The sequence below is a fragment of the Paraneptunicella aestuarii genome (assembly GCF_019900845.1).
GTDB classification, from domain to species: domain Bacteria; phylum Pseudomonadota; class Gammaproteobacteria; order Enterobacterales; family Alteromonadaceae; genus Paraneptunicella; species Paraneptunicella aestuarii.
Window position 1 is genome coordinate 2,493,169 of the sequence record NZ_CP074570.1, and the last position, 18,272, is coordinate 2,511,440.

At 44.2% G+C, this 18,272-nt stretch carries 15 protein-coding genes; 9 read left to right on the forward strand and 6 right to left on the reverse strand.

Annotated features, from left to right (window positions below; translation table 11 throughout):
• Nucleotides 1–4 precede the first annotated feature (4 nt).
• The 4 genes from cobB to KIH87_RS10200 all read right to left on the reverse strand — a co-directional run bounded on the left by cobB (nt 5) and on the right by KIH87_RS10200 (nt 5,655).
• A complete protein-coding gene (gene cobB / locus KIH87_RS10185; RefSeq protein WP_232357785.1) occupies nt 5–709 on the reverse strand; it encodes a Sir2 family NAD+-dependent deacetylase in 705 nt (234 codons plus the stop codon).
• A gap of 94 nt (nt 710–803) precedes the next feature.
• The gene (locus KIH87_RS10190) at nt 804–2,402 is read right to left on the reverse strand and encodes a sensor histidine kinase (protein WP_232357786.1); all 1,599 of its coding nucleotides are present in this window, start codon (nt 2,400–2,402) and stop codon (nt 804–806) included.
• An 8-nt stretch (nt 2,403–2,410) separates the two neighbouring features.
• A complete protein-coding gene (gene phnD / locus KIH87_RS10195) occupies nt 2,411–3,325 on the reverse strand; it encodes a phosphate/phosphite/phosphonate ABC transporter substrate-binding protein (protein WP_232357787.1) in 915 nt (304 codons plus the stop codon).
• Nucleotides 3,325–5,655 (reverse strand): EAL domain-containing protein, encoded by a 2,331-nt coding sequence (locus KIH87_RS10200; protein ID WP_232357788.1) that lies wholly within the window; start codon nt 5,653–5,655, stop codon nt 3,325–3,327. The genes phnD and KIH87_RS10200 overlap by 1 nt, the downstream gene beginning before the upstream one ends.
• Nucleotides 5,656–5,894: 239 nt before the next feature.
• Here KIH87_RS10200 and KIH87_RS10205 point away from each other — a divergent pair, with 239 nt between their 5' ends.
• Nucleotides 5,895–6,710, forward strand: coding sequence for a sulfite exporter TauE/SafE family protein (locus KIH87_RS10205; RefSeq protein WP_232357789.1), 816 nt, complete (start codon nt 5,895–5,897; stop codon nt 6,708–6,710).
• A 116-nt stretch (nt 6,711–6,826) separates the two neighbouring features.
• Nucleotides 6,827–8,083: an allantoate amidohydrolase gene (locus tag KIH87_RS10210; RefSeq protein ID WP_232357790.1), complete on the forward strand. Its 1,257-nt coding sequence runs from the start codon at nt 6,827–6,829 to the stop codon at nt 8,081–8,083.
• Nucleotides 8,084–8,093: 10 nt separating this feature from the next.
• Here KIH87_RS10210 and puuE read toward each other — a convergent pair whose 3' ends face one another.
• Nucleotides 8,094–8,999 carry an allantoinase PuuE gene (puuE, locus tag KIH87_RS10215; RefSeq protein WP_232357791.1) on the reverse strand — a complete coding sequence of 302 codons (906 nt, stop codon included), beginning with the start codon at nt 8,997–8,999 and terminating at the stop codon, nt 8,094–8,096.
• A gap of 71 nt (nt 9,000–9,070) precedes the next feature.
• Nucleotides 9,071–9,691, reverse strand: a complete 621-nt coding sequence (locus KIH87_RS10220) for a TetR/AcrR family transcriptional regulator (RefSeq protein ID WP_232361462.1) — start codon at nt 9,689–9,691, stop codon at nt 9,071–9,073.
• A 218-nt stretch (nt 9,692–9,909) separates the two neighbouring features.
• Between KIH87_RS10220 and xdhA the strand changes: the two genes are divergently transcribed.
• Genes xdhA through KIH87_RS10255 form a run of 7 tightly spaced genes read left to right on the forward strand, consistent with a single transcriptional unit; the run spans nt 9,910 to nt 17,939 of the window.
• Complete coding sequence (gene xdhA / locus KIH87_RS10225) at nt 9,910–11,355, forward strand: xanthine dehydrogenase small subunit (protein ID WP_232357792.1); 1,446 nt, start codon at nt 9,910–9,912, stop codon at nt 11,353–11,355.
• Complete coding sequence (gene xdhB, locus KIH87_RS10230) at nt 11,348–13,669, forward strand: xanthine dehydrogenase molybdopterin binding subunit (protein WP_232357793.1); 2,322 nt, start codon at nt 11,348–11,350, stop codon at nt 13,667–13,669. The genes xdhA and xdhB overlap by 8 nt, the downstream gene beginning before the upstream one ends.
• 3 nt (nt 13,670–13,672) lie before the next feature.
• Entirely contained in the window at nt 13,673–14,566 is an 894-nt protein-coding gene (gene xdhC, locus KIH87_RS10235; RefSeq protein WP_232357794.1) for a xanthine dehydrogenase accessory protein XdhC, read from the forward strand.
• A gap of 6 nt (nt 14,567–14,572) precedes the next feature.
• A complete protein-coding gene (uraD, locus tag KIH87_RS10240; RefSeq protein ID WP_232357795.1) occupies nt 14,573–15,073 on the forward strand; it encodes a 2-oxo-4-hydroxy-4-carboxy-5-ureidoimidazoline decarboxylase in 501 nt (166 codons plus the stop codon).
• Nucleotides 15,070–15,393 carry a hydroxyisourate hydrolase gene (gene uraH, locus KIH87_RS10245; RefSeq protein WP_232357796.1) on the forward strand — a complete coding sequence of 108 codons (324 nt, stop codon included), beginning with the start codon at nt 15,070–15,072 and terminating at the stop codon, nt 15,391–15,393. The genes uraD and uraH overlap by 4 nt, the downstream gene beginning before the upstream one ends.
• Before the next feature lie 6 nt (nt 15,394–15,399).
• Nucleotides 15,400–16,695: a guanine deaminase gene (gene guaD, locus KIH87_RS10250; RefSeq protein ID WP_232357797.1), complete on the forward strand. Its 1,296-nt coding sequence runs from the start codon at nt 15,400–15,402 to the stop codon at nt 16,693–16,695.
• 53 nt (nt 16,696–16,748) lie between these two features.
• Nucleotides 16,749–17,939 carry a urate hydroxylase PuuD gene (locus KIH87_RS10255; protein WP_232357798.1) on the forward strand — a complete coding sequence of 397 codons (1,191 nt, stop codon included), beginning with the start codon at nt 16,749–16,751 and terminating at the stop codon, nt 17,937–17,939.
• Nucleotides 17,940–18,272: the final 333 nt, after the last annotated feature.

Below are 18,272 nucleotides of genomic sequence, written 5' to 3' on the forward strand. Positions count from 1 at the left end.
ATGTTTACTGATTCTCCAGAATAAATTGCTTAACAAATTGAGGAACGATTTCCCCTGCTCGCCCATAACGTGATTCATGAAACAGCGTGTCGTTCAAACTCGGTTCCAGATTCAATTCAATACTATGAGCACCATAATGATTTGCTTCACGAACAAACCCGGCAGCAGGATATACATTGCCGGATGTGCCTATCGAAATAAAAATATCAGCTTCCTGTAACGCCTCTCCAATTTCCTGCATGTGATAGGGCATTTCGCCAAACCAGACAATGTCGGGGCGAACCGCTTGTGGTGGTTCACAACAAGTACAACGACTGTCTGAATTAATATCATCATGTAAGCGGAATCGCTTCCGGGAATGGCAACAAAACGCGCTTAACAACTCACCATGCATATGCAGGATACGCTTGCTTCCAGCTCTTTCGTGCAAATCGTCAACATTTTGTGTAACTAATAAGAAATGATCACCCAGAAAATTTTCCAATTCTGTCAGTGCTTTATGAGCCGCATTAGGCTCTACACCTGACTGCAACTGGCGTCGTCTTTCATTGTAAAAACGATAAACAAGCTCAGGATTGGCTTCAAAAGCTTCTGGTGTTGCCACTTCTTCAACACGATGATTTTCCCAAAGCCCATCGTTGTCTCGAAAGGTTTTCAATCCAGAGTCTGCGGATATACCCGCCCCCGTTAACACCACCACATTTTTCATAGGCTATATGAGCTCTTTCAATCAGTATGAAGAAACTATATTAATGGATCGAAAATGCTTTCCCAATCAGGAAAAAGAAAAATAAACGTTAAGACTAAGATCTTTTTTTGATCGTTTGTGGAGCGTTACCCGGTAACACGATAATAAAACGCGTTCCCTGAGTTACACCATCTCTGCTTAGGTTAATTGTTCCGCCCAGCGACTGAGTGACCAGGTTATAGACGATATGCATACCCAGCCCTGTGCCTCCCGAATCTCGTTTGGTGGTAAAAAAGGGCTCAAAGATTTTATCACCAATACTGTTGGGAATACCGACGCCATTATCCTGATAATGAATTTCAATCTTGTCATTAACCTTCAACACATCGATATTAATCACACCTTTTTTTATACCAACAAATCCATGCATGATAGAGTTAATCACCAGGTTACTGATAATCTGTGAAAAATCGCCGGGATTAATGCAAAGTTCAATATCGTCAGGACATTCAATAACCAAACGATGCGACGATGTTTTAAATTGAGGTGCCAGACTAAGCGCAATTTCATCCAGATATTGTTTCACATTAATTTTGCGCACTTGCGCATGAGATTGATCCACACTGACCTGTTTAAAACTTTGGATCAATTGTGATGCTCTTTCCAGATTGGCTTGCACCATTTCCGTAGATTCTCGAATAATCGTTAAAAAATTATCGAAATCTTCCTTGGTGAGCTGCCCATTTTTATAACGCGTGGAATACTCCTTTTCTTTAATCGACAAATACGAAATAGCGGATACCCCAACCCCAATAGGCGTATTGATTTCATGAGCAACACCAGCAACCAGACCACCAAGAGCGGCCATTTTTTCAGATTCAATCAGTTGTTTTTGAGCTAACTTGAGCTGGTCAAGAGACGCTTGAAGTTGCTCGTTGGTTCCTTTTAGATCCTGAGTTCTCTCATTAATGCGCAATTCCAGCTCACTGTTTATTTTATCAACCTCATTCAATGCCATTTGTTGCTTGTATAGCGATTTACGAATTTGGTCATATGTCACCTTCATCACCAACAAGCCAGTGATAATTGCTCCAATAATGAGCAAATACATAACGAACTCTTGCGTCTTCTGTGTTGCAGTAGTCTCGTGTACCAGGTCTGCGTAGGCGTTCTCATGCAAGCTCTGTAATTGGCGGGCAATAATGACGAACTCATTTAACTTCTGATTGAATAAAGCCAGATGATAAAGTTGACGGGTATTCACCTGTGAAGGGCTAATGCTCACCGACATTAACTGCTCTGCACTGGATTTTAATCGTTGGACGATATCGTCAAAGCGTTTTTCTTTAAATTGTTCCTGGCTTTTAAAGATGAATTTGGTTCGACTGGATACGGTATATTTAATATTTTCAACCAGTTCCCAATTTAACTGCTGTAGATCAACACCCGCATCCCCTGACTGAGCCCTCTTCACTGCGGCTTCATGATTTTCCTGAATTTTACCCAAATCCTTTAACAGCTTAACAATGTTGTTATCCGTCGTAAGATAATATTCACGACCAAGCCGTTCCAGACGATCTTCTTTTTGGTTAAAAACATATTGAGCAATCAATATGCCAAAGTTCATAATCAGGATGGTCATTACCAGCAAAGTCACATTTCTTAAAACGTTACTGGTAAAAACTCCCCGAAATGACTTTAGATCGGTAACCACGGAAGCTCTCACATATCTAATTCATCAATAATCTGACTCAACACGCTAAAGTCAGCATTTCCTACAGGCACATAATGATGCGCCGACATATCGTTAAGCAGTTGTTTATCCTTTTCATTACTGTATGACAGCTTTAAAAATGCATCACGGATCTTGTTTATCAAATCCTCACCCATGGTGGGTTGTACAGCCCACACATAATCCTGATAGCTTGGAGAGCGCCAAATAACCCGAATTTTCGTCGGATCAATTCGTCCATCAAGATGCATGCTTTGTAAAACTAGAGGATTAAGAACTCCGGCATCTATTTTTCCATTGTTTACCCACTCCACAGTTTTATCGTGCGCTCCAGAATACTCAACCTGAGAGAAAAACGACTCAGGTTCTATTTGCACGCGTTTAAAAAACGCACGAGGCATTAAATGCGCAGATGTTGATAAGCGAGAACCAAAACTAAAGCGCTTATCCTTCAAATCAAACAATGTGGTGTATGGTGAATCAGAACGAACAATAACAACGCTTTTAAACTCGGCATCGGCAGCACGGGAAATCAAAGGAACCGCATTTCCCATTTGACTCGCCTTAACAAAGGTGTAACCGCCAAACCAGGCCATATCGACATTTTTCTGCAAAAACATCACTAATGTTTGCTGGTATTCCGTAGGTACGATAACTTCAAATTTATAGCCGGTTTCCTTTTCCAGATAAGCCATAAAATTCTTAACTCGCTCGCGAATAATATCCGGCTCCTGATCAGGCACTATTGATACACGTATTGTACCTTTAGACTGATTTGTCGGTTCCGGCATGCAAGAAGTCAAACTGGCAGATAACCCAACGCACAGTATTACCCAGCCAATTTTCCCTAATCGAGTAAACACTAAAGTTTTTAAAGCTCTAACATAAGGAATTAACATCTTCATTATTGACCAAGCTTTCTCCATTTATCACCAGACAGCGTAATCGCTTCCCCTAGCTCATTTTCACCGACAGGTTGACTGAATAAAAAGCCTTGCACAAAACCCAACTCTTCTCCCATTAGCATAGAATGAAATAGCTGATACTGCTCTTTCGTCTCAATTCCCTCGGCAATGACATCCATCTTAAGGCGATTAGCAAAATGCACTATCGCCTTTAACATGGCTTCATCGGGTAGCTGAGTCAGCGCATCTTTAATTAATTTCCTATCCAGTTTTAAAGAATTAACGGGTAATTCACGAAGCAGATTTAATGATGAATAACCGATACCAAAGTTATTGATGGCGATGCGTACCCCCAAAGCAGAAACTCTTTCCAGCACATCCTTAATAATTTCACCATCTTGAATGAGTGTTTGTTCCGTCAACTCCAGTTCTAACCACTCTGGCTGACACCCCGAAGACTCTATGATGCGGCATAGTTTTGTGATGAAGCCATCCTGATAAACCTGTGTTGGTGATAAGTTAACACCAACCACCATAGGGTTCCCTTCTTTTGCCTTTCGAACCGCAAAGTCGCAGGCTTCTTGCAAAACCCATTGTCCAACCTCAACCATTAATCCGATCTCATCCAGCATAGGCACAAAATCATAAGGCTTAACCACGCCTTTTGAAGGATGGTTCCAGCGTAACAATGCTTCAACACTTCGGATATCACCAGTAGATACATTTAATTTTGGCTGATATACCAACTGTAATCGGGAGATATGATTGTTTAGCGTGTCTCTCATTTCCATCTCAAGCGTGATCCGCTTACGAACCTGAACATCGTCTTCTTCTATGTAAAAGTGATATCCATTACGTCCTTGCTTTTTGGCTCTATACATGGCGATATCGGATTTTTTCAAAAGCACCTGTACATCTTTTCCATCTCTTGGGCAGCAACTAATCCCGATACTGGGTGTCACATGCATAACAATGCCATCAAACTCATAAGGTGCCGAAAGTGATTCGTGAATCTTCATGGTGACTTTTAGTGCATCGTATTCTTGAGCCAAATCAACCAATAAAACCGCAAATTCATCACCTCCCAGACGGCAAACGGAATCTTCAGCTCTCAATAGCCCTCTGAGACGATGAGCGACTTCAATTAATACTTTATCGCCGTATTGGTGTCCCAATGTGTCGTTTATATTCTTGAATTTATCCAAATCAATAAACAACACAGCAAAGTGGCGTTCATTACGTTCGACACGTTCAACCGCTTGTTTCATCCGGTCAATAAACAATGAGCGATTGGGTAAATCAGTAAGAGCATCATGTTGAGCCAAGCGTAAAATTTCATTATGAGCATCAAGACGCTCTGCAATATCAGTACAAATTGTGCAGATACTCAGTAAGTTGCCTTTAGCATCTAACAATGGAAATTTAATGCATAGAAAGAAATGCTCACCCGATGTTGTTGGTAATAGCTCTTCACATTGTATTGGCTGTAATGTTTGCGCAACTTTCTGGTCGTTGTACTGGATCATTGAAGCGATATCGTCTTCGAAAATATCGCTATCTTTCTTACCTATAATGTTTTCGCACTTAAATACAAGTTGCGAACTAAAAGCCTGATTAGCCAACTCATATTCACCGTCGACATTTTTAAGGGAAATCAAGGTGGCAGAATTATTGATGATGGATTCCAACTTGGCATTGCTAAGCGCCAATTTTTTTTGTGCATGGGTACGCTCACGCACTTCGTCACGTAAATTATTGGTAAGTAACAAAAGTTCCTTGTTATGTTCCGATAACTTCTGTTGCAGATCAGTCTTGGTTTGTAGCAACTCATGAATAGTTTTAATGTCACGATAAGAACGCAAGGCGTTAGTAAGGCAAGAGATCAGTTTTTCGACCGTAAGTTCTGACTTTTCCCGATAATCATTAATATCATAATCCAGCACCACTTTAAGTTCTGGAGCCTGACCCGGCTGACCGGTACGGAGGATGATACGAATGAGGTTATTCTTTAATTCATTACGGATATAATTTACCAACTCTAATCCGGAGTCATCTTCCTCCATAACCACATCAAGCAAAAGCACCGCATATTTATTGCTTGCTTCCAAAACAGAGCGAGCTTCGCGAGCAGTATAGGCATGAGTCAGTTCTATAGGGCGCCCGTCATAGCTAAATTCAACAAGTACCAGCTTAGTGACATCATGCATGTAAGGTTCATCATCAACAACCAACACATGCCAAGGCTCTCCCTGTATTAAAGGTTTTTCTCGCTCAGAATGAATTCGGTCATCCTTACGCTGCTCTGCAAACTCAAAAAGCGACCCCGCCATTTAGTACCTCAAATTGTCGAACTTAAAAAATTAACGACAGCTACATAAAAGACTGTTCCAGACCCATGTGTCATTTTGACCAAACGCATCGGTTCCAAAAACGGTAAAGATACGAGTTTCCTCTTATAAAAAACGCTATCAAAAATCGTATTTGAAACATTGATTTAGATAATGCTTTTGGCTTAATGCTTTATGATGTGAAATAATCCTGAGCCTCCTAACATCAATAAGTATAGTCAATGATTGAACAATACCTACCAATTGTCCTTTCACTCGCTGCAGCAGGCGTATTTGCCGGGCTACTTGCTGGTCTATTTGGCGTTGGTGGAGGCATTGTGATTGTGCCTGTTTTGTTTTTTCTGTTTCAGTCCATGGGCGTTTCACCAGAAAGTGCAATGGGCATCGCAACAGCTACTTCTCTGGCTTGCATTGTGCCTACTTCAATTAGTTCGATTCGTTCACACCATAAAAAAGGCAACGTAGACTTTCAGCTATTTAAACAATGGCTTCCTGCAATTTTTGTCGGTGTGTTTATTGGGAGTTGGTTAGTCACCAGAGTGCCTGGCACCTGGTTTACTATTCTATTTGGTGTTATCGCCACACTATCAGCACTGAATATGCTATTTAGAACAGCGAAATCGGCCATTGCCAGTTCGCTTCCGGGTAAATTCGGGCAAGCTATCATTGCCTCTTGCATCGGTGCATTTAGCTCCATGATTGGAATCGGTGGAGGTACGCTATCGGTTCCCATACTCACGGCTTGCAGCTATCCGGCTCATAAGGCAGTGGGAACCGCTGCTGCTATCGGCTTAGCGATTTCTCTCCCTGGGGCAATCACTATGCTCATATTGGGTACAGCTCCCGAAGATGCCCCTTTCGGTACTTTGGGTTTGGTTAACTTTCCCGGTTTGGCTTGTATTATTCCATTAAGCGTTTTGTGCGCGCCGTTAGGTGCAAACCTGGCTTCTAAACTCGATAGTAATGTTTTGAAGAAGCTTTTTGCTGTGTTATTGTTGCTCACTGGGTTAAGAATGCTCGCCCAGCTATTACTATAAATAGATTATTTTTTAATATTATTTATAACGCCGTATCTTTGTTTCGAAGCGCCTCGCTTCATATAGTTTCCAACACCTCCGATAGTGACTCGGTTTTTTAAAAGAGATGTCCATTAATGTCTGACGTTCAAGCTTTTGCCCAAGAGGTATACGATCGTTGTCAACAACTGGCTCAGTTTAGTCAGTCAAAACGCCACATGGATCGCCGATACCTGACCACCGAACATTTTGAAACCAATCTACAGGTTTCCAGATGGATGGAACAGGCGGGTATGTTCAGTTGGCAGGATGAAGCAGGAAATATCTGGGGACGTTATCAAAGTGATATCACAGAAGCCCCCACACTCATTATTGGCAGCCACCTGGATACCGTCCCTAATGGTGGCATCTATGATGGTATCTTTGGCGTTGTTGCGCCGATTTCCGTTATTCAGTATTGCAATGAAAATCAGATCCGTTTTCCGTTCCATATTGATATTGTTGGGTTTGGTGACGAAGAAGGTACACGTTTCGGTACAACTTTACTGGGAAGCCGCGCAGTAACCGGACGTTGGCAAGATCACTGGCAAAACCTCACCGATGAAGCCGGCATTTCCCTGGCAGAAGCGATGGAACAGTTCAAGCTCAATATTGATATGGTGGCCAATGCATCCAGAGCCGAACATGACCTGCTTGGATTCTTTGAAATCCATATTGAACAAGGCCCGGTATTAGAAGCAGAATCCTTGCCGGTAGGTATTGTAAGCTCTATCGCTGGCGCCAAGCGCTTTAATATTAAAGTCACAGGAAAAGCAGGCCATTCCGGCACGGTGCCAATGGCAATGCGTCAGGATGCCATGGTCGCCTGTGCCAAAATGGTCGTCGCCATTGAGCAACTGGCAAAAGAACATGATGTTGTTGCCACGGTAGGACGCTTAACCGTTCAGCCTAATGCCGTGAACGTCATACCCGGTGATGTCGATTTTTCACTGGATATTCGTAGCGAAAGTGATGAAAAACGCGATTTCGCACTAGCACAGATTCAACATTCGTTATTTGAAATATCCCAAAGCAGTGGCGTTTCTATTGAATGGCATCAAACTCACGCAGCGCAAGCCACCGCTTGTGCGCCAAAGTTTCAGTCACTATTACAAGAATCCATCATGAAGGAAGACATAGAGCCCCTGACGCTGTTTTCAGGAGCGGGTCATGATGCCATGGAAGTAGCGAACATCTGTCCTATAGGCATGTTATTCATGCGCTGCTCTGGCGGCATTAGCCATCATCCGGATGAATCAATTAGCGTTGAGGATACTGCGGTTACGCTAAAGGTTTTATACAACCTGCTGACACTATTGGCGTTGTCACCCACCATGTCGGCGGATGACACATGAGAATAAGAGATTATTTATAAGGATGCTCCTGCAACCAATGACGCGCGATCTGTTCGCGCGTACATAACCACACCTTGTCATGGCCTAACACATACTCAATAAAGCGCTTTAGTCCCGCAATACGTCCCGGGCGTCCAACCAAGCGACAATGCAACCCAATAGACAACATTTTGGGGGCTTCCGCACCTTCCTCATACAACACATCAAACGCATCTTTTAAATACTGGAAGAAGTGTTCGCCAGTATTAAAGCCTTGAGGTGTGGCGAAACGCATATCGTTGGTTTCCAAGGTATAAGGCACGATCAATAACGGCTTGCCGTAATGGCAATCATAGTAAGGCAAATCATCAGCGTAAGAATCAGCGCAATAGAGAATGTCATCCCGTTCAGCTACTAGTTTCAATGTATTGGGCGATGTTCTACCTGTGTACCAACCCGCGGGCTTACTTCCGGTTAAGGACTGATGCAATTCTATCGCCTGTTGCATCATGTCGCGCTCTTGCTGCTCAGGCATATCCTGAAAGTGGATCCAGCGCATAGCATGACTGGCAATTTCCCAATTCGCCTCTAACATAGCTTGAACCGCGTCAGGATGACGCTGCATTGCCATCGTTACACCAAATACAGTAACAGGAACCTGATATTGGGTAAGTAACCGATGTAAACGCCAAAAACCCGCTCTGGAACCGTATTCGTAAATAGATTCCATGCTTAAATGACGATCGGGATATGCCTGCGCACCAACGATCTCTGACAAGAACATTTCCGACTGAGCATCGCCGTGCAAGGTACAATTCTCGCCGCCTTCTTCATAATTCAAGACAAATTGTACGGCTATTTTTGCTTTATCAGGCCAGTTAGCATGAGGCGGATTAGCACCATACCCTATCAAATCGCGAGGATATTGATTTGTCATACTTATATTGTCTCCAGAATGCGTGTTACGAGTAGCAGGTTAAGTGGCAGTTAATAACAATCAAATAGCAATCAAACCAGGCCACAACCACCTAAAATGCTATTAATCAGATAATCGGTGGCTTCCTGAAATGACTTATCGTCAAGAGGCTCTCCTCTTAATCCTGCAATTTGCACAGAGAAATCGGCATAGTGCTGGGTGGAAGCCCATATTTGAAACAAAAGATATTCCGGATTGACCTTTGCCATCTTGCCCTGCTCTATCCAGGATTCGATGAGTGCAATTCGGGCTTTAAACCAGTCAGATAAATCCTGCTGTAAAAAAGGCATTAATACAGGTGCGCCATTAATGACTTCCAAAGCAAAGACTTTTGAAGCTTCCGGCTTGTCTCGGGAAATGCGCATTTTTTCACGAATATAGGCGGACAGAACTTCTTTTGGATCATCATCGGCGGTTGCTTTATCAAATCCTGAATTCCATAGCTCAATGATACGACGCAACACTTGCTGATAAAGCTTCATTTTGGAACCGAAATAATAAAGCACATTGGCTTTTGGTAAGCCACAGTCGTCCGCAATTTTCTGTACAGTGGTTCCCCCGAACCCCTCTCGTGCAAAAATTTGCGTCGCAGAACTTAATATCTTTTCACAATTTGCTGTTCTTATGTCAGAACCACTCATTCGTTCACCCATCTGTTCCACACCGCACTTCCTTCTAGATATAAGAGCTTAGATAGTTTTCTTTACCAGGCTGAATCACCATCAATGCAAGCAAAATAGCCGCGAAAAGGCCTAATTAACCACGAAATTCCCACGCCACTCAAGCAGAATCATCTTGCTATACACTGCAAATATAAATATATTGACCAAATGGTCAACTTTTAAATGATAAAACGGCAGCTCAACTTCCCATGATCAGTTTCTTGCTTAACGACAAGCCAGTACACCTCAACGAAGCTCCTCCCAATCAGACTGTTCTGGAGTTCTTACGCGAAAACCGAAGTATGACTGGCACTAAAGAAGGTTGTGCATCCGGAGATTGCGGTGCATGTACGACAGTGCTGGCGGAATACAACACGGTCAATGACTCTCTGGAATATAAAACCATCAATAGCTGCATTACCTTTCTGCCCGCATTACATGGAAAACAACTGATAACCGTTGAATATCTCAGCAACAATAAAGAGCTACATCCTGTACAGGAAGCCATGGTAAAGCATCATGGTTCACAATGCGGCTTTTGTACTCCAGGCTTCGTTATGTCAATTTTCGCTCAATACCAGCAGCAACAGCCGGTTGATCGTACTGATATAGAACACGCGCTTTCCGGTAATTTATGTCGTTGTACCGGATATCGTCCCATTATTGATGCTGCACTTGACGCCTGTAATCATTATCAGGAAGACAAGTTTGCAAAACTGGCACAAGGCACCATAGCCAAATTAAAAGCCTTGCAAAATCAAGACTCTCGCCCGGGCACTGACCGCCTGTTTTTACCCGCCAACAGAGAAGAGTTAGCCGCAACCATTAAACAGCATCCAACCGCTAAGTTAGTGGCAGGTGCTACCGATTTGGCATTGGAAAGCACTCAGCTTTACAAAGACTTTTCAGGGCTGATTTACCTTGGCAATGTAACCGAGCTCAATGTTATTGAACAAAACAACGATGCATTAACCATCGGTGCAGCGGTTAATTACCAGAAATTCTTGCCGGTACTTTTGCAACATTACCCTGAACTTGAGGAACTGTTTGTGCGACTAGGCTCTTTGCCGATTCGTAATCAAGGTACTATGGGGGGCAATGTCGCCAATGCATCCCCTATTGGTGATACCCCTCCCGTCTTACTGGCACTCAATGCCAGCATAAACCTTGATGACGGCACACAAAGACGTTCCGTACCGGCTCGCAACTTCTTCCATGGCTATCGCCAGACTGATTTAAAAGCGACCGAATGGATTGAATCCATTTCCATTCCCAAACGCCATCCTGACGATGTAATACGTGCCTATAAAGTATCGAAACGCTACGAAGACGATATTTCAACCGTATGCGCGGTATTCAAAATTCGCACGCAACACGGCTACATTCATTCTATTTCCAGCGGGTTCGGTGGTGTTGCCGCCGTGCCTTCAGAGGCGAAAAAACTGAGCTTTGCCCTTGTTGGTCTTGACTGGAAAGAAGCCAGCACCCACGACAAAGGTCGTAATTGTCTTGCAACTTCCTTCTCGCCTATAACAGACGTAAGAGCCAGCAACGATTACCGCCAAAAGCTGATTGTGAATCTTTGGAAACGTTTTTGGCTGGAAACCAGTCAGGCTGACAACAAGATAGCCACAAGGGTGATTACACATGCGTAGACTAACCCGCACCACTCAACTATCGGCGTCACAAGATAAACGTTCACTGGAACACGAAAGCGCGGCAATGCAGGTATCAGGCAGCGCTTTGTATATTGATGACTTGCCAGAACCGGCCAATATTAAATATGCCGCTCTGGGCATTAGCCAGCACACTGCCGGAAAGCTTGAACAGGTTGATCTTGAGGACGTTAGAAACAGCCCGGGCGTTGTCGACGTTGTGACTGTGGCGGATGTTCCCGGTCATATTGATATTGCTCCGGTCTTTGATGGCGATCCGATTCTGGCACATGAACATATTCTATTTCACGGGCAGCCTGTGTTTGCCGTATTGGCGAACAGTACCCGTGAAGCTAGACAAGCAGCCCTAAAAGGCAAGATTCAAGTTACAGAACAAGCACCTTGCCTAACCATTGCCCAAGCTCATGAAGCCAATAGCTTTGTTCGCCCCATGCATACCATGCAACAAGGCGATGCGAATGCGACCATAAAAAACTGCGAGCACCGCATTCAGGGCTCATTGGATATTGGTGGTCAAGAACACCTTTATCTTGAAGGGCAAATCGCTATGGCGATCCCCGGTGAAGATGACAACATCACGGTTTACAGTTCCACTCAACATCCAACCGAATTACAAAAACTCATCGCCGAAGTGCTGGATATCAAATTTCATAAGGTCGTGGTTGAAATGCGTAGAGCTGGCGGTGCTTTTGGCGGTAAAGAAACCCAATCCGCTCAATGGGCATGTATCGCAGCATTGTTAGCCGCCAAAAACAAATGCGCGGTTAAATTACGCCTACCCCGCTCTCAAGATATGATCGTGACCGGAAAGCGCCATCCGTTTTCCAATCAATATGAAGTGGGCGTAGACAGCAACGGGCAAATTCAAGCGGCTAACGTAAAGATAAGCGGAAACTGCGGTCATTCTCCCGATTTGTCGGACGCTATTGTTGACCGCGCCATGTTCCATACCGACAACGGTTATTACCTTGGCGATTGCAAAATAGAAGGTCATCGTTGCCGTACTAATCAGGTATCACACACTGCATTTCGTGGATTTGGTGGGCCTCAAGGCATGATGATTGGCGAAGCCATGATGGACAAGATCGCCAGAACCTTGGGCAAAGACCCGTTATTAGTGCGCAAACAAAACCTGTATAGCGAAGAAAATGGTCGCAATACCACACAATATGGTATGCAGGTTGAGAATTTTCTGCTGCCAGAGATTATTGAACAGTTGGAAAACAAGGCTGAATACTGGCGTCGTCGCGAAGAGATTACCGCCTTTAATGCCAAAAATCGTTTTATCAAAAAAGGCTTATCCCTAACGCCCGTCAAATTTGGTATTTCCTTTACAGTGAAGCACCTCAATCAGGCCGGTGCTCTGGTTCATATCTATACCGATGGCAGTATGCAAGTGAATCATGGCGGTACAGAAATGGGACAAGGTCTGCACACCAAGATCCAGCAAATTGCAGCACAGGAAATGAGTATTCCCGCGGCAATGATTGAAGTGACCGCAACACGTACCGACAAAGTACCGAACACCTCGCCAACTGCGGCATCCAGCGGCACAGATTTGAACGGTAAAGCGGTACAGAATGCCTGCATTACTATCAAACAACGTTTAGCCGAATATTTTGCGCAGCGCTTTGAAGTCTCAGCCGATTCTGTAGAGTTTAAAGACGGCACTATTCGCTCTGGCGAGCATCAGGTTGATTTTGCTGAATTTATCCAGCAAGCCTATATGGATCGTGTGCATTTATCCGCAGCAGGACATTACAAAACGCCGAAGATCTTCTACGACAGAAATACCGGTAACGGTCGTCCCTTTTTCTATTTTGCCTATGGCGCAGCCCTTTCAGAAGTCACGGTAGACACCCTGACCGGGGAATACAAAGTCAATCGCGTTGATATTCTGCACGATACCGGCAAGAGCATTAACCCGGCTTTGGATATTGGCCAAATTGAAGGTGCGTTTATTCAGGGAATGGGTTGGCTAACATCTGAAGAATTGGTGTGGGATGAAACCGGTAAACTTGCCAGTAACAATCCTGCCACTTACAAAATCCCTGCCATTGGTGATACACCGGAAATATTTAATGTTGAGCTTTTAGACAGAGATAACAGCGAAGATACCATCTTCCGGTCTAAAGCGGTTGGTGAACCTCCCTTTATGTTGGCCATAAGCGTTTGGTGTGCAATTAAAGATGCCATTTCCAGTTTGACCCAGTACAAAGTGGATCCGCCATTACATGCGCCAGCAACCCCTGAATCGGTTTTAGCCGCTATTGACGCAGTGCAGGAAAATTAGTCTATGAATCGCCCTCAAAACTGGTTCGACGCAGTACAACATTGCCATCAAACAGGCAAAAGTTACGTGCTTATTACCTTATTAGCGACGGCGGGTTCAACGCCTCGTAATACAGGCACTAAAATGGTCGTCACCAGCGATGAAGCCTTTGATACTATTGGCGGAGGGCATCTTGAACACCTTGTTACGCGTAACGCTAGAGAGCTACTTTTAGATACGCATTACAGCCAAAATAACGGTCAAAAGATCGAAGCAATGCCACTAGACAGCAAACTGGGGCAATGTTGTGGTGGAGCGGTTCATGTGTTGTATGAAGTTCAAGGACAACATCAACAAACCCTGGCTTTATTTGGAGCAGGTCATGTAGCAAAAGCCCTCATTCCCATCATTGCGCAACTGCCTCTGCAAATTAAATGGATTGATAATCGCGAGAATATGTTTCCTGAGCATCCAGAACAGATCCCCTCGAATGTCAGCACCATACTCACAGACGAGCCCGTCTATGAGCTTAAAGATTTATCCGACAACGCCTGGATTGTGGTGATGACCCATAATCACCAATTGGATTTTGATATTGTCCATAAAGCACTGACTCTGCCGAATATTGATTTTGTCGGCATGATTGGTTCAGAAACCAAAGCCCGGCGTTTTAAGACACGATTAGCACACAGAGACTTAAGCGAAGCTCAAGTCCAGAAGCTGGTAAGCCCTGTCGGGGAACTCTCCATTCCCGGGAAGCGCCCTATAGAAGTCGCCATATCCATCGCGGCACAGCTGGTGCAAATGCTGAATACCAAAACAGATACCTCTGAAGTTCCTGAAAAAGACTCGGCGCAAAAAGCGCAACAGAACTTATGGCTTCAGGTGAAACAACTCGAAAAACAACACAGTTCATAATTATCTATGACTTTATCCGAATTAAATCAACTTGATACCCAAGCCGCTTATGAGTGGTTTGAGCAAACCTGTGCCGCACAAAACTGGTGTAACGCTATGGTGGCGCAACGACCTTATGAGTCATTACAGGCTCTAAAAGAAACTGCACAGAATGTTTGGCAAACCATGCAAGAGACGGATTTTCTGCAAGCTTTCGATGCACATCCCATGATTGGTGATGTCAATTCCCTGAAAAAGAAGTTCGCCAATACTCAAGGCATGGCAAGCAAAGAACAGGAACAAACCGCGCAAGCCAGTGAAGAAACCTTACAAGCCTTACATGATTTGAATCATGAATATGCAAATAAAAATGGGTTTATATTTATCATCTGTGCCACAGGACTTAGTGCCGACACTATGTTATCAGCACTAAAACAACGCATTCACAACACACGAGAACAAGAAATACACAACGCAGCCAGCGAGCAAATCAAGATTACCTTGCTGCGTTTGGAGAAAAACCTATGATTACCCTGTCCAGCCATGTATTAGATACCACTAAAGGCACTCCGGCAGCCAATATGGCATTATGTTTAACAACGCCTGATGGCAAGCAAATAACGGCTTCTACCGATAACGACGGGCGCTGCAAGAACTGGGGTGATATTGAGTTTACGCCCGGCATTTACTGCATTCGCTTTGAAGCAGGTGAATATCTTAAGGCGGAACATGGCAAGTCCTTTTATCCCTTCGTTGATATTCATTTTGAAATGCAGGAAGACGGCGGTCATTACCATGTACCCTTGCTAGTTTCGCCTTTTGGTTACAGTAGTTATCGCGGGAGCTAATCATTAATGGCAGAACTTAAAGCGATACGCGCCAGTATCCTGCATTTTCCCAATAGCACAACTTCACCAGAGCAAGACTTTGAGTATTTTGCTGATGGTATTCTGGTGATTGAGGGTGAGCGCATTAAAGCCATTGGCAGTACCGCAGACATACAATCTGAATTTCCTACGCTTACGGTACAAGATCATAGTGGCAAATTACTCATTCCAGGCTTGATTGACACTCACCTGCACTTCCCTCAAACCGAGATGATTGCCAGCTATGGTGAACAACTTCTGGAATGGCTGCAAAACTATACGTTCCCGACTGAACGCAAATTTGCCAACCCACAATACGCCCAATTCATCGCTGACAAATTCCTCAATCAGCTTTGGAGCAACGGCACAACCACAGCTCTTGCCTACGCCACCGTGCATCAATGCTCGGCAGAATCACTGTTTAGCGCTGCTTATGAAAAGAACATGCAGTTGATCACAGGCAAGGTCTGCATGGACAGAAACAGTCCGGAGTGGTTGTCCGACACCGCAGAGTCAGCACAAAAAGAATCCGCTCAATTAATTGAGAAGTGGCACAACAAAGGCCGTCTTAAGTACGCAATTACGCCACGTTTTGCGCCAACCAGCACGCCTGAACAGCTGACAGCCCTTGGGGAATTGGTTAAGTCTTATGATGATGTCTATGTACAAACGCATTTAAGTGAGAACAAGGACGAAATCGAATGGGTAAAAGCCCTCTACCCCGATTCCAGAGACTATTTGCATGTCTATGAGCAGTACGGTCTGGTTAACGAACGCACGGTATTTGGTCATTGTATTCATTTGGAAGAGCACACTTGGGAGCAACTAGGCGCGCATCAATCCATCATTGCTTTCTGCCCTCGTTCCAACCTGTTTTTAGGCAGTGGGTTATTTGATATTGAACAGGCGCAACGTTACAAAGTCCCGGTAACTCTGGCATCCGATGTGGGTGCTGGTGACAGCTTTAATATGCTACGTACTCAAGGTGAAGCCTACAAGGTATGCCAGCTACAAAGCATTACGCTGCATCCCTATAAAGGCTTGTACATGATGACTCAAGGCTCGGCATCAGCTTTGGGCTTGCCCGACATTGGTAATTTAAACCCGGGAACCATGGCAGACTTTGTGCTACTTAACCCAAGCTTTAATGAATTAAGTGAACTGCGCATGCAATCACGCGAGAATACACCCGAAGACACTTTATTTGCTTTAAGCATGCTTGGCGATGAACGTTCAATCCAAAGTACCTGGATTGCCGGGCAGCCCGTGTATCAACAGAACTAACATGATTTCGATTATGCTTTACTCAATTAAGAATAAGAACAAGGAGACACACCATGCCATTGCTTGACTGGCTCGAGCTTGCTGTTAGATGGTTCCACGTTGTTGCAGGCGTCGCCTGGATCGGCGCTTCTTTCTATTTCATCTGGCTGGATAACAACCTGCAGCCACCGCCTCAATGGAAGGCGGACAAAGGCATTAAAGGCGATTTATGGGCAGTACATGGTGGTGGCTTTTATGAAGTTGCCAAGTATCGCTATGGCCCCGAGAAAATGCCGGAAACACTACATTGGTTTAAATGGGAAGCTTACTCAACCTGGTTAAGCGGTATATTGCAGTTATCACTTATCTATTATCTGAGTGCGTCAGCTTACCTGATTGACCCCAACGTCATGGAAATGAACGCATCACAAGCAATCATGTACAGTATTGGCTTTATTGTTGGTGGATGGTTGTTATACGAAGGAGCATGTAGAAGCCCGCTTAACAAAAACGCTCTATTGTTCGCAGTGTATTTGGTGTTGATGCTGTCGTTTGCTTCCTGGCTAGCCACAAATTTATTTAGTGCTCGCGCGGCTTACATACACATTGGTGTGCTAATCGGCACGATAATGGCCGCCAACGTGTTCACCAATATTATTCCTGGTCAGCGCAAAATGGTGGCAGCCGTCGCAGCCAAACAAGAGATCAACCCCGCGTGGGGAGACGGTGCGAAGCTCAGATCAGTTCATAACAACTACCTGACCCTGCCCTTGTTGTTCACCATGATCAGCAACCATTATCCCATGACTTATCAAAACGAAAATAACTGGCTGATTTTAATTATGATCAGCATTGTTCTTGCCTGGATACGCCATTACTTTAACTTGAAGCATCAAGGCATTAAAAAGCCGTCGATCTTGGTTACTGGTGCTATTGGATTTTTCGCCATTGCCGGTTGGGTTTCCTGGCCAGCCAGCGCACCAGAAAGCAACGAAACCAGACAGATTCAAACGGTCTCACAAGAACAGGTGGTTGCGGTTATTAACGCTCATTGTGTCAGTTGCCATTCATCCACTCCAACCGACGATGTATTTAAAACCGCGCCGTTGGGTTTAAAACTGGATAACTGGCAATTGGTTCAACAATGGAAAGATAAGATTTATCAGCGTACATCTGTCAGCAAAGATATGCCTTTTCTTAACAAGAGCAATATGACAGAAGAAGAGCGACAACTTATCGCTGATTGGCATCATCAAAGCAAGTAGCGATTTCATTATTGATTGAGAGAAAAACAGCGGCCATACGACAGCCGCTGTTTTTGTTTTCTCCTCTCTATTTTCATTTTACCCGTTAGAGCGGCACTTCCTAACCCTGAGTCTTTCACAAACAACACTGTCTGGGTAAATTTTTTCATTGCCTGCTTCGGTAAATTTTCTTACTATTTGTCTCTTAAGTGCAGATTCGTGTCGAGAGAACATCTTCAGCAAACGCATGTTGCGATGAAGTAACAAGAATCGTTTCCAAGGGACATCAAAGATATTTCATCACCTCTCGATGATATTGGTTCAATGGAGAATAGAAAATTGCTACGTCAATTT

Excerpts from the sequence above, each read along its gene's own strand:
- xdhC (WP_232357794.1), top strand. The coding sequence starts at position 13,673 with ATGAATCGCCCTCAAAACTGGTTCGACGCAGTACAACATTGCCATCAA.
- puuE (WP_232357791.1), bottom strand. The coding sequence starts at position 8,999 with ATGACAAATCAATATCCTCGCGATTTGATAGGGTATGGTGCTAATCCG.
- KIH87_RS10255 (WP_232357798.1), top strand. The coding sequence starts at position 16,749 with ATGCCATTGCTTGACTGGCTCGAGCTTGCTGTTAGATGGTTCCACGTT.
- uraD (WP_232357795.1), top strand. The coding sequence starts at position 14,573 with ATGACTTTATCCGAATTAAATCAACTTGATACCCAAGCCGCTTATGAG.
- xdhA (WP_232357792.1), top strand. The coding sequence starts at position 9,910 with ATGATCAGTTTCTTGCTTAACGACAAGCCAGTACACCTCAACGAAGCT.
- guaD (WP_232357797.1), top strand. The coding sequence starts at position 15,400 with ATGGCAGAACTTAAAGCGATACGCGCCAGTATCCTGCATTTTCCCAAT.
- KIH87_RS10210 (WP_232357790.1), top strand. The coding sequence starts at position 6,827 with ATGTCTGACGTTCAAGCTTTTGCCCAAGAGGTATACGATCGTTGTCAA.
- uraH (WP_232357796.1), top strand. The coding sequence starts at position 15,070 with ATGATTACCCTGTCCAGCCATGTATTAGATACCACTAAAGGCACTCCG.
- KIH87_RS10200 (WP_232357788.1), bottom strand. The coding sequence starts at position 5,655 with ATGGCGGGGTCGCTTTTTGAGTTTGCAGAGCAGCGTAAGGATGACCGA.
- cobB (WP_232357785.1), bottom strand. The coding sequence starts at position 709 with ATGAAAAATGTGGTGGTGTTAACGGGGGCGGGTATATCCGCAGACTCT.
- phnD (WP_232357787.1), bottom strand. The coding sequence starts at position 3,325 with ATGAAGATGTTAATTCCTTATGTTAGAGCTTTAAAAACTTTAGTGTTT.
- KIH87_RS10205 (WP_232357789.1), top strand. The coding sequence starts at position 5,895 with ATGATTGAACAATACCTACCAATTGTCCTTTCACTCGCTGCAGCAGGC.
- xdhB (WP_232357793.1), top strand. The coding sequence starts at position 11,348 with ATGCGTAGACTAACCCGCACCACTCAACTATCGGCGTCACAAGATAAA.
- KIH87_RS10220 (WP_232361462.1), bottom strand. The coding sequence starts at position 9,691 with ATGGGTGAACGAATGAGTGGTTCTGACATAAGAACAGCAAATTGTGAA.